General features: G+C 42.9%; 8 protein-coding genes. 5 read left to right on the top strand and 3 right to left on the bottom strand.

The genetic code is table 11. The features are described from left to right. Positions 1–58: 58 nt before the first annotated feature. Positions 59–1,603, bottom strand: a complete 1,545-nt coding sequence (locus QR722_RS02155; RefSeq protein WP_286285113.1) for a hydroxymethylglutaryl-CoA reductase — start codon at positions 1,601–1,603, stop codon at positions 59–61. Between the two features lie 163 nt (positions 1,604–1,766). On the opposite strand from QR722_RS02155, the gene QR722_RS02150 reads away from it, so the two are divergent. The 4 genes from QR722_RS02150 (at position 1,767) to QR722_RS02135 (ending at position 8,471) form a co-directional block, all read left to right on the top strand. After that, positions 1,767–2,783, top strand: coding sequence for a GGDEF domain-containing protein (locus QR722_RS02150; protein WP_286285112.1), 1,017 nt, complete (start codon positions 1,767–1,769; stop codon positions 2,781–2,783). A gap of 143 nt (positions 2,784–2,926) precedes the next feature. Beyond that, positions 2,927–3,913, top strand: a complete 987-nt coding sequence (locus tag QR722_RS02145; protein WP_286285111.1) for a glycosyltransferase family 4 protein — start codon at positions 2,927–2,929, stop codon at positions 3,911–3,913. A gap of 310 nt (positions 3,914–4,223) precedes the next feature. Continuing rightward, the gene (fusA, locus tag QR722_RS02140; protein WP_286285110.1) at positions 4,224–6,308 is read left to right on the top strand and encodes an elongation factor G; all 2,085 of its coding nucleotides are present in this window, start codon (positions 4,224–4,226) and stop codon (positions 6,306–6,308) included. Positions 6,309–6,485: 177 nt separating this feature from the next. Beyond that, positions 6,486–8,471, top strand: a complete 1,986-nt coding sequence (locus QR722_RS02135) for an alpha/beta hydrolase family protein (protein ID WP_286285109.1) — start codon at positions 6,486–6,488, stop codon at positions 8,469–8,471. Positions 8,472–8,559: 88 nt separating this feature from the next. On the opposite strand, the gene QR722_RS02130 is transcribed toward QR722_RS02135, so the two are convergent. After that, positions 8,560–9,612 carry an aldo/keto reductase gene (locus tag QR722_RS02130; RefSeq protein WP_286285108.1) on the bottom strand — a complete coding sequence of 351 codons (1,053 nt, stop codon included), beginning with the start codon at positions 9,610–9,612 and terminating at the stop codon, positions 8,560–8,562. Positions 9,613–9,779: 167 nt separating this feature from the next. Here QR722_RS02130 and rluF point away from each other — a divergent pair, with 167 nt between their 5' ends. After that, positions 9,780–10,520: a 23S rRNA pseudouridine(2604) synthase RluF gene (gene rluF / locus QR722_RS02125; RefSeq protein ID WP_286285107.1), complete on the top strand. Its 741-nt coding sequence runs from the start codon at positions 9,780–9,782 to the stop codon at positions 10,518–10,520. Between the two features lie 548 nt (positions 10,521–11,068). Here rluF and tuf read toward each other — a convergent pair. After that, positions 11,069–12,253 (bottom strand): elongation factor Tu, encoded by a 1,185-nt coding sequence (gene tuf, locus QR722_RS02120; protein WP_286283955.1) that lies wholly within the window; start codon positions 12,251–12,253, stop codon positions 11,069–11,071. Positions 12,254–12,275: the final 22 nt, after the last annotated feature.

The following is a 12,275-nucleotide window of genomic DNA, read 5'->3' as shown; positions in this document are numbered from 1 at the left end:
CGTTAGTTAGATCAACAAAAAAGGCGCTTTAACAGCGCCTTTTTTATGTTGCAGTTAGTTAGCGATTGCGACCGTAGGCTTCATGGGATGAAACCCAGTCTGATGAAGATATAGCAGAGGCCAAAGAGATTTCTCCTGCCAGCGCGACGGCACCAATAATTTCAGCTAATTTATAGACTCTGTCACGACCATAGCAGTCCATCAACTGCAGGCATTCTTTTTGTGTTCCAATACCTGTGCCGCCTCCGTAGGTCGCCACAATTAATGATGGAATGGTCAGTGATAAATATAGATCGCCCTCGTCCGTCAATTCCGAATACAAAATACCTGCAGAAGACTCAGACACGTTGGCCACGTCCTGTCCGGTAGCAATAAATATTGCAGTAATGCCATTCGGCGAGTGTAAACCAGTATTGTTTACGCCAGACAAAAATGACCCTACCGCTGCCACGCGGCCATGGTAGTCAATCTGTTTCGGTTCGACTCGCATCACACTTAGCAAGTGTTCCCTTTTAATCGTTGCTTCAGCAACCACGCGCTTGCCTCGAGTACGCATAATATTGATCTGCGATGCTTTTTTATCAGTGGCGAAGTTTGATTCAAGATAGAAGTTTTTAATTCCAGGGTAGTGATCTAACATCCATCCACAGGCTGCAAATGTTGCACGCCCAACCATATTTTGACCAGCTGCATCACCGGTTTTGAAATTGAAGCGTAAAAAGGCAAATTTATTGGATAGAAAATTGTCAATATAAGTCAGATTTGCCACATTTGAAGTGGCTTCAGCTTCGTGCTTAATTGTCTCGAAATTTTCCTTCACCCAAGCCACAAAGTCCCGTGCTCCCCGCGCGTTCTCGAATACAAACACAGGTGCACGCTGCATGGCATCATCCACTACAGTTGCGGTAATACCACCACTCATATTAAGTAGCTTCATACCTCGTGTATAAGAGGCCACTAATGTTCCTTCGGTGGTGGCCATTGGTACTAAAAATTCACCCTTGGCATACTCACCGTTGATAAGTACAGGGCCGGCCAAACCTATAGGAACCTGCGCGACCCCAATAAAATTTTCGACATTGCCGTTTAGCGTTTTGGGGTCAATAGAATACTTTGCAATATGTTCAACAGTGCCACCTGCAAAGTTTTCGAACATTTTTTGACGTTGCTTGATAATCTGCTCAGAGAAATCGTCGTGCTCATCTCTAGGTACGTTTTTAGGATCATGCTTTGGCTCGGTAACCACGTCATCGACTTCAAATGCTAGGGTTCCAAACGGGGACGCCTTGAACGAAATACCCAGCGTATACTTTTCGGAATGCATCGACTGATTTATATCAATATGTATAGTGATGACACTCTTTAATGGAAAATCTATCTCTCCCATACCATTAATCTGCGCAAAGGACATCACCTCACCCGTTGCTGTACCAATACGTATTTTGCTAGTTTCAATTTTCTCGCCATCTATGCTTATCCAAAGTAATTGCTTTAGAGTGGCATCTTTGAGTCGATTTTTCAGTTTGAACGATACACCACTTAGGGTTTTATTTAGGCTACCGTGGGTATACAGTTGTTTTAACAAAATACTTGGAATAAACATATTCTCTCCAGCTTAAATTGACGTTATCTAACGAGTGCTTAGGGTGGCTGTTGTTTAATGTTAGTTCACAATCTGGTATCAGGATTTGACGCAGATCATTTTCAAGCCATTAAATTTTTCACATACTCTGCTATGCTTCAGAAAATATGAACGGGAGGTGATGATGTCATCCAAAGATATTGAGTGCTCTTTTGTAACGCTAAAACAAACTATTCCTTTGTTGATTAAACATAATATCTCTGCGATACCAACGAATTACGCCCTTTGGTATACTTATGTGAGTAACGACTCCCCAGAATTAAATAAGAAGCTTGATGCTGCTGTAGAAAACAACTTGCCGTTGTCAGATTTGCATGCCAAAGATCTATACCGCAACTTCATCTCAGACAAAGAAGAAGTGACCGCTTGGGGATTGCGCCAGTCATTAGAAGGGATGATGATTGAGTTATCCCAGTCACTTATTGATACTAAATCAGACACTCAAGCCTACAAGCGTGTCATGGATTCATGCATAGATGACCTCAGTAAAGTGGAAAAAGAAGGCTGGTCTGTAGAGGAAGTACTGGGATTAGTTCGCAATATGGTAAAAGAATCTCAAGTCATTAGGCAAAGTACCATTAGTTTTAACGGCGCCCTTGTCAGCGCAGAAAAAGAAATTGAGTCACTTAAATTAAAACTCCAGCAAAGCCAGCATGAAGCTTTATATGATGCCCTAACCGGGCTTTGCAATAGACGATACTTTGATTCGGAATTGGACAGTAAGCTGGCATTAGACACACTGAGTTTGAGTATTATTGATATTGACCATTTCAAGAAAATCAATGACACCTACGGCCATCAAATGGGAGATTTAGTCCTCAGGGCGGTGGCTAAAAAGCTGCAAGCAAGCTGTCGTGATAATGCCCAGATTTTTCGTTACGGGGGTGAAGAGTTTGCCATTCTAATGCCCGGCTTTGATCTCAAAAAAGCACGCCATCTTACTGATGTTATGCGCCGTGGGATCGAAAAAATATCCGTCAAAGATCGGCGCACCGGCCAAATACTTGGTGACATAACAGTCTCAGCTGGCGTCGCTCAGAAACAGTCATCCGATAAAAAATTAGCCCTAATCGAACGAGCGGACACATTACTTTACGATGCTAAGCGCTTGGGTCGTAATCGAGTCATGCCGATGTCATAGTGAGTAGGACGCTAATTTTTATTGCTTGAATATCAAGATATTACTTATTATAACGACTGCTTGTGAACCATTAACCTCACCACTCTACCGGACCATAAATTTTTGATGGTTTGTGGTCTTATATCCACCAAAGGAATGTATTTTTGAAAATTCTACATGTTATGCAAAGCCGTTACTCACTGCCACCGTTAAAATATGGCGGCACCGAACGTGTAGTTTGGTATCTTGCTCAAGAACAACAGAAAATGGGACATGAGGTTCGTTACTTATGGGGCAACGTACCTAACCTCCCTGACAATGCTATTCGCACTGAGAAACACAAACCAGTCGAGAGCTATATTGATGATTGGGCAGATATTGTGCATTTTCATCGCCCGTACGACGGTCCGCTCCATAAACCCTACGTATGCACCGAACACGGTAACGCGGATAAACCTAAAAGTTATTCTCAAAATTGCATCTTTTTGTCTCGCAGCCATGCCAACAATCACGGTGCTACCTGCTTCGTGTACAACGGACTAGACTGGAAAGATTATGGTGAAGCTAATATTAGTTCTCCTAAAAACTATTTTCATTTTCTGGGCAAAACAAAAGCCCCATTAAAAAATTTGGCGGGTACTGTGCAAATCAGCCGTCAAGCAGGAGTAGACCTGCACGTGCTGGGTGGCAATCGTTTTAATATCCGCAAACTGCCCTACTTTTATCCATCGCCATCAATTAAATTTCATGGCATGGTTGGCGGTGAAAAAAAGATGTCGGTATTACGCCACTCCAAAGGTTTAATCTTCCCAGTTACATGGCATGAACCCTTTGGATTAGCGATCACAGAAAGCCTGTATTTTGGTGCACCGGTAATTGCCACACCTTTTGGCTCTCTACCGGAGATCATTTCCATACCTGAGATTGGTTGTCTATCTGACTCTTACTCTACCCTCACTGACGCGGTGGTAAATGTAGATCGCTATTCACGCCAGATGTGCCACGATATGGCCGTAGAAAAGTTCTCCTCTTATCCTATGGCCGTCGGCTACCAACAATGTTACGAAAAGGTTTTGGCTGGTGAAACACTAAATGCTAGTCGCCCCGAAACCCAAGGTGGCTTGCTAACACCATTAGCCATGAGAGCATAACTAAATAATAATCTGCCGCGTCAATAAAACAGAACAAGATCGCGGCGTTTATTATTCAATCAATATCCATAAAACACTGATACAATCATCAATACGAAGCGTAAGTTTCTTTTATCAGCTAATTTTTGTTCATTATCGACGACAGATCAAAGACTGGTAAATAGCTATAGGCAATTGAATTTATTGAATTTTCAGCATTGAAAAAATATCTTTTCCAAATTGCTGAAATTTAAAGCAAATGAAACAATGTAACCTGCGGATTTTTCTTGTATAATGCCGCGCAATTTTTTATTAGACACAGAGTGGACCAATGTCAGAATTATCTCATTATAGAAACATCGGTATTTTTGCCCACGTTGACGCGGGTAAAACGACCACCACAGAACGTATTTTGAAACTAACTGGTAAAATTCATAAGACCGGTGAAGTGCACGATGGTGAATCAACTACAGATTTCATGGAACAAGAAGCTGAGCGCGGAATTACAATTCAGTCAGCTGCGGTAAGTTGTTTCTGGAAAGATCACCGTTTTAACGTTATCGATACTCCTGGGCACGTTGACTTCACTGTTGAAGTTTATCGTTCACTGAAAGTACTAGATGGCGGCATTGGGGTATTCTGTGGTTCTGGTGGTGTTGAACCGCAATCAGAAACTAACTGGCGTTATGCTAACGAATCAGAAGTAGCTCGTATAATTTTCGTTAACAAACTAGACCGCATGGGTGCTGATTTCTTCCGTGTAGTTAAGCAAGTTAAAACCGTATTGGCTGCTAACCCACTTGTTATGACGTTACCAATTGGTATCGAAGAAGACTTTATCGGTGTAGTTGATGTTTTAACTAAGCAAGCATACGTGTGGGATGACACTGGTTTGCCAGAAAACTATGAAATCAAAGACGTTCCAGCTGATATGGTTGACTTGGTAGACGAGTATCATGAACTACTAGTTGAAACTGCTGTTGAGCAAGACGACGATCTAATGATGGCTTATATGGACGGTGAAGAACCTTCTATTGAAGACCTTAAACGTTGTATCCGTAAAGGTACTCGTGATATGTCGTTCTTCCCGACTTACTGTGGTTCTGCTTTTAAAAACAAAGGTATGCAAAACATCCTTGACGCTGTAGTTGATTACTTGCCAAGCCCAACTGAAGTTGACCCTCAGCCGTTAACTGATGAAGAAGGTAATGAAACTGGCGAAGTAGCAACAGTATCTGTTGACGAACCTTTACGCGCACTAGCGTTTAAAATCATGGATGACCGTTTCGGTGCATTGACCTTCGTTCGTATTTACTCTGGTAAATTGAACAAAGGCGACACCATCCTTAACTCTTTCACTGGTAAAACAGAGCGTGTAGGCCGTATGGTTGAAATGCAAGCCGATGAGCGTAATGAGTTAAGTGGTGCACAAGCCGGTGACATCATCGCTATCGTTGGTATGAAGAACGTACAAACTGGTCACACACTTTGCGATCCAAAACATCCTTGTACACTTGAAGCCATGGTATTCCCAGAACCAGTAATCTCGATTGCTGTAGCACCTAAAGATAAAGGTGGTTCTGAGAAAATGGGTATCGCAATTGGTAAAATGGTTGCTGAAGATCCTTCATTCCGTGTTGAAACTGACGAAGATTCAGGCGAAACCATCCTTAAAGGAATGGGCGAGCTTCACCTAGATATCAAAGTAGATATCTTGAAGCGTACATATGGAGTTGAGCTACAAGTAGGTCAACCTCAAGTAGCTTACCGTGAAACTATCACTCAAGCGGTTGAAGATTCTTATACCCATAAGAAGCAATCTGGTGGTTCTGGTCAATTTGGTAAAATTGACTACCGCATCCGTCCTGGTGAGCCAGGTACAGGCTATACATTTAAGTCTGTGGTTGTTGGTGGTAACGTACCTAAAGAATTCTTCCCTGCGATTGAGAAAGGTTTCAAGAGCATGATGGAGCAAGGTGTGTTAGCTGGTTTCCCAGTATTGGATGTTGAAGTTGAACTTTATGACGGTGGATTCCACGCCGTGGATTCATCTGCAATTGCGTTTGAAATCGCAGCTAAAGGTGCATTCCGTCAATCAATTCCAAAAGCAGGTCCTCAGCTTATTGAACCTATCATGAAAGTTGACGTGTATACGCCTGATGATCACGTTGGTGATGTAATCGGTGACTTGAACCGTCGGCGCGGCATGATCAAAGATCAAGAAGCGGGCGCTACAGGTGTTCGTGTTAAAGCTGACGTACCACTATCTGAAATGTTCGGTTATATCGGTCACTTACGTACAATGACATCTGGTCGTGGTCAGTTCTCTATGGAGTTCAGCCACTATATGCCGTGTCCTGCTAACGTTTCTGAGAAAGTAATCGCAGAAACTAAAGAACGTAACGCTAAGAAGTAATTCAGTTTTACTGATTTGAAAAGCCCCGATTAATATCGGGGCTTTTTTTTTGCTCCGTGTTTTGTTTTTAGGTACAGTTTTAATTTTTATAAGATACCTGCACTTCTAATAAAAACTATCATCGGGTACAATTTATCTCTGAACGGTTTGTATGTTGTACGTTAAGGATGATAGAAAATGAAAACCCTGCTTTGCTTTTGCTTTATCTTGCTCACCTCACTAGTCCACAGCGCAGAAATCCCCTTGAATGATTTCGTCCGCCATGGCGACTATCTGGATATGAAAATATCACCTGACGGCAATCACTTACTTGCCCGAGCAAGGGCCGATGGACTCGTTGGTTTGTTCTTTTTGGATGCCAAAACCATGAAGATTGTCGGTGGCGTGCGGCCGAGAGAGAACGATTCGATACACTCCGCACAGTGGATAAATAATGAACGTGTGGTGTTTCAATATGCTGAAAAACATAGCGATTTTGATACGCCTATGGCTACCGGAGAATTGTATGCCGTCAATATAGATGGCAGTAAATCAGAAATGCTATTTGGTTATCGAGCCGGGCAGAGTAGCGGTGGCTCTCGTATGGAAAAACGCAAATCGACTCGGGCAACACCCTATATAATTAGTTCGCTAGAGGGAGATGACGACAATATTTTGATCATTGAGCACCCTTGGAGCCTTAAGCAAAATGTGTTGTATGATTTACGAGAAAACAAGCCTGTCATCAGTAAGTTAAATATTTACAATGGTCGGAAACGTAAAGTGGAAACATTAAGTCATCCTGACGCCACTGTATTGGCCACTAGTAACGGTAACGTAAACTTTATGAGTTGGAGTGATAATCAGAATAAGGTTTTTTCCGCTTACCGCAAAAATGCTGATTCTGACTGGGTCGATTTAAAAACGGCATTTGGTACAGAACAAACCTTCATTCCTCTGACTATTAACCAGACCTCAGACAAAGTTTACTTAAAAGGTCGTAGTGGTGAACAACGGTTTGCCAATGTTTATGAACTTGATTTAGCTACTGGTAAGTTGACTGAGATATTCAGTGATTTAGATATGGACCTTATTTCCTGGTCATTTGATCCCGTCAGCAATCAGCCAATAATGGCCTATTCACACCCAAACAAAACCAAGTACCACTACCCAAATTCAGATACTCCTAAAATTAAACTACATAAAATGTTGGTTGAAGCTTTCGATAACCAAACCGTAATAGTCACCAGTCAAAGTGAAGATGGCCAATTTTTATTGGTGCATGTCCAAAGTGACATAAACCCCGGTGAATTCTACATATTTGACACTAAAGCAATGAATGCTAGGTTTCTTTGGGCAAATCGTTCTTGGTTAGACCCACGACAAATGCAGCCAAAGCAGCCATTCAAATTCACTACCTCTGATCAGGTTGAGGTCAAGGGTTATCTAACTATGCCTCAGAGCGAAGATAGTAGCAAAAAGCCTCCAATGGTGGTGATGATCCACGGTGGCCCACACGGGCCATTCGACCGGTGGGAGTTTGATTCAGAAGTGCAGCTATTGGCGAATCGCGGGTATGCTGTTTTACAAGTAAATTTTCGCGGCAGTGGTGGCTATGGCAAAGTGTTCGAAGAAATGGGTTACCGCCAGTGGGGCGGCAAGATGATTGCCGACATCAATGAAGCTACCCAATTCATTATTGAGCAAGACAAGGTTGATGGTAACCGCATCTGTGCCTACGGTGCGAGTTACGGCGGTTATGCGGCGCTCATGTCTGTGATACGGGCACCTGATTTATACCAATGTACAATAGGTTACGTGGGAATTTACAATTTGCACTATATGTATTCAGAAAGCGATACCATGCAATACATCGGTGGGGAAGCTGCCATTGAGAAATATATTGGCCGAGATACCGCCCAATTAAATGAGTTTTCACCGATTAACCATGTGGATAAAATCAAGGCCGAGGTAATGTTGATACACGGTGACAAAGATGCAAGAGTCCCGGTTATTAATGCCAACAAAATGCACACAGCCCTTGAGGCCCAAGGCAAAAAGGTGCCGTATTTGAATTTTGGTAAGAGTGGTCACGGCGTATATGATGAAGAAGGACGTAAAGAACTATATCAAGCCTTGCTGGATTTTCTTGACGTGAATATTGGCAATGCTGCGACTAATTAGTTAACAAGCTGCCAAGCTTCAACACGAAAGGCACGGTTTGTTATGTCGTGCCTTTTTTATTATCTATCATCAGTAAGTCATACCAGACTCAAAATGGTGAAGGATAAGTCTGCAGCGTACTATTAATCTCTGCTAATACCTCCTCCGATAATGGTAAATCAAAGGCATCTAAATTCTCAGATAATTGCTCGATAGTAGTTGCGCCTATAATGGTTGAAGTCACCCCATCGATTTGGTCACACCAAGCCAACGCCAATTGACTGGGAGTTATTGCATATTTTTTGGCAATGTTGACGTATTGCTCTATGGCCTGCTGGGACTGAGGGTTGTCGCGGAACAAGCCGTTGCGCTGTTCCAGCGTCCAACGACTGCCTTCTGGGCGCTGACCATTTAAGTATTTGCCACTAAGCGCCCCACCCGCCAAAGGAGACCATGGCAAATAAGCCACATCTTCGTGAAAACAATTCTCGATCAAGTAGGGCCAATCTTTGCTGTGCAGCAAACTGAATTCATTTTGAATCGACACCATTTTGGGCAGTGCATGTTTCTCGGCCAATCTGATGTATTGATTTATGCCCCATGTGGTTTCATCTGACAGTCCGCAATGACGGATCTTTCCGGCATCAACACAGTCTTGCAAGGCTTGCAGGATTTCTAACATAGCGTTACTTTCGGTCTGGGCATTTACCTTTGAAAAACGAATATTATTCGGCAAGTGTTTACCAAAATGAGGGCTGACACGATTCGGCCAATGGAGTTGATACAAGTCGATATAATCAGTGTTTAAACGCTTAAGAGATGCATCAACAGCGGCAATCACCCCTTCTCCATCCATGGGTTTACCACCTCGAATGTAGGAAAATCCTGGACCTGCTATTTTACTGGCAATATATACTTGCTTTCGCTGTTGCTGATGACGTGACAACCAGTTGCCAATGATAGATTCTGTCGCTCCATACGTTTCAGCTCTAGGTGGTACAGAGTACATTTCAGCGGTATCAATGAAGTTAACACCCCGAGATAATGCAAAGTCGATTTGTTGATCTGCGTCAGCTTGATTGTTCTGTTGTCCCCAAGTCATTGACCCAAGGCATACTCTGGAAACTTCAATTCCACTGCTTCCGAGTTTGGAATAGCGCATGTTTATGTCCTGTCAGTTGGTGTTTAATACCAATAGTGAGAAAAACCTGAAATGGTTCAAATACACCATTTATAGATAGCAAATGCTACCAGTTTGAGCGCAAAACACCTACACTAACACCCCTAAATAGTTCGCACCATACAACCTTAGGAATAGCTAAATTAGTTATGAATGCAGTGGAAGGAAAACGCCTTAATAAGTTTATTAGTGAGACAGGCATATGTTCCCGTCGAGAAGCGGACAAACTGATCGAGCAAAACCGAGTCACCATCAACGACAAAATCCCTGAATTGGGTACTAAAGTGTTGCCCTCAGATAAAGTCAAAGTGGATGGCAAACTTATTGGCGCAAGCCCGGACAATAAATCCGACCGTGTCTATATCGCTTACAATAAGCCTGTAGGTATAACCTGCACCACGGAACGACATGTCAAAGGCAATATCATTGACGCGATAAAGCACAAGCAACGGATTTTCCCCATTGGTCGTTTAGACAAACCGTCCGAAGGACTTATTTTGCTCACAAGTGATGGTGACATTGTTAACAAGATTTTGCGGGCTGAGAACGCCCATGACAAAGAATATGAAGTTACGGTTAAACGACCCATCAGTGAACGCTTTATCACGCGCATGAGTGCAGGTGTGCCCATTTTAGGTACAGTAACCAAACCCTGCAAGGTTACTGCTATCGGAAGATACAGGTTCAACATTGTGCTTACCCAGGGACTCAATCGTCAAATCCGAAGGATGTGTGAGTTTTTAGGCTATGAAGTGACCCAATTAAAGCGTACTCGTATCATGCATATTGATTTAACTCGGCTACAGGCTGGTCAATGGCGAAACCTAACTGAAGATGAAATGAGTAAACTCAATCAATCCCTGCTGCACTCGAGCAAAACGGCAAGCTGATACTGAAGGATAGCCCTTATCTGGACAGGCATGTTTATCCGTCAAAATGCAAAGACAGATAACATGATACAAATATCGCTTTGAGGGACTAAAAGGTTAAATTTACAGAGTTACATTCACTGCGTCTTTTAGTGCCTTACTTGCCTAGGAATGATTTAAAGGTGGGTGTCCAGATATAAAGAAGTTGCGCTTTTATTCGGACAGGCATGATTGCTATTTGGACAGGCTGCTACTGTGCTACAAACTATGCTTTTCAGGGATGAAAAGGCTAAACGTACAAGGACGTATTCACACCGTGTTTGTCGCACGGTACTGCCTTGAAATGAAATCAAATTGCTATGCGAATTACTATGCCTGTCCACGTATTGCACTATGCCTGTCCACGTATTGGTCCATCCACGTATTGGTCCACGTATTGATAGCTTGGAGGAAAGCCAAATTATCATGGCTGTCCAAATAACAATTTCGTAACGGTATTTAGAACATCAAAAAGCAGACATAAAAAAAGCTGCACTAGGCAGCTTTTTTGGGACTCGCGTGAACTTAGATTAAGCGATAATCTTAGCTACAACACCAGCACCTACAGTACGACCACCTTCACGGATAGCGAAGCGTAAACCTTCGTCCATCGCGATAGGAGCAATCAACTCAACTACGAATTTCAAGTTGTCACCTGGCATTACCATTTCTACGCCTTCAGGAAGCTCTACAGCACCTGTTACGTCAGTTGTACGGAAGTAGAACTGTGGACGATAGCCTTTGAAGAATGGAGTATGACGACCACCTTCATCTTTAGACAATACATACACTTCTGCTTCGAATTTAGTGTGTGGGTTGATTGAACCAGGCTTAGCCAATACTTGACCACGCTCAACGTCATCACGCTTAGTACCACGTAGTAGTACACCAACGTTCTCGCCTGCACGACCTTCGTCAAGCAATTTACGGAACATCTCAACACCTGTACAAGTAGATTTAGTTGTGTCGCGGATACCTACGATTTCAACTTCTTCACCTACTTTAACGATACCCTGCTCTACACGACCGGTAACTACTGTTCCACGACCTGAGATTGAGAATACGTCTTCGATTGGCAAGATGAATGGCTTATCAATTGCACGCTCTGGATCTGGAATATAAGTATCCAGTGCTTCCGCTAGCTCAATGATTTTACCTTCCCATGCTTCATCGCCTTCCAACGCTTTAAGCGCTGAACCTTGAATTACTGGTAAGTCGTCGCCTGGGAATTCATATTCAGTTAGAAGTTCACGAACTTCCATTTCTACCAATTCCAACAACTCTTCGTCGTCAACCATGTCACATTTGTTCATGAAAACAACCATGTAAGGTACGCCAACCTGACGACCCAACAAGATGTGCTCACGTGTTTGTGGCATAGGACCATCTGTTGCAGCAACTACCAAAATCGCGCCGTCCATCTGTGCAGCACCGGTGATCATGTTTTTCACATAATCCGCGTGTCCTGGGCAGTCAACGTGTGCGTAGTGACGAGCTGGAGTATCATATTCAACGTGAGACGTTGAAATAGTAATACCACGCTCACGCTCTTCTGGAGCGTTATCGATTTGATCGAACGCTGATGCAGAACCACCGTACGTTTTAGCTAGAACAGTGGTGATTGCCGCTGTTAGTGTCGTTTTACCATGGTCAACGTGGCCAATTGTACCGACGTTTACGTGGGTTTTAGTACGTTCAAACTTTGCTTTTGCCATTTTACTATATTCCTAATTTAAA

The sequence above is a fragment of the Aliiglaciecola sp. LCG003 genome, from assembly GCF_030316135.1.
Taxonomy (GTDB): Bacteria; Pseudomonadota; Gammaproteobacteria; order Enterobacterales; family Alteromonadaceae; genus Aliiglaciecola.
Note: the sequence above shows the minus strand (reverse complement) of the source record. Positions and strands in the feature narration are given on the sequence as shown.

Bases quoted from the DNA above. Each gene is read 5' to 3' on its own strand.
- QR722_RS02155 (WP_286285113.1), bottom strand. From the start codon at position 1,603: ATGTTTATTCCAAGTATTTTGTTAAAACAACTGTATACCCACGGTAGC.
- QR722_RS02150 (WP_286285112.1), top strand. From the start codon at position 1,767: ATGTCATCCAAAGATATTGAGTGCTCTTTTGTAACGCTAAAACAAACT.
- fusA (WP_286285110.1), top strand. From the start codon at position 4,224: ATGTCAGAATTATCTCATTATAGAAACATCGGTATTTTTGCCCACGTT.
- QR722_RS02135 (WP_286285109.1), top strand. From the start codon at position 6,486: ATGAAAACCCTGCTTTGCTTTTGCTTTATCTTGCTCACCTCACTAGTC.
- QR722_RS02130 (WP_286285108.1), bottom strand. From the start codon at position 9,612: ATGCGCTATTCCAAACTCGGAAGCAGTGGAATTGAAGTTTCCAGAGTA.
- rluF (WP_286285107.1), top strand. From the start codon at position 9,780: ATGAATGCAGTGGAAGGAAAACGCCTTAATAAGTTTATTAGTGAGACA.
- tuf (WP_286283955.1), bottom strand. From the start codon at position 12,253: ATGGCAAAAGCAAAGTTTGAACGTACTAAAACCCACGTAAACGTCGGT.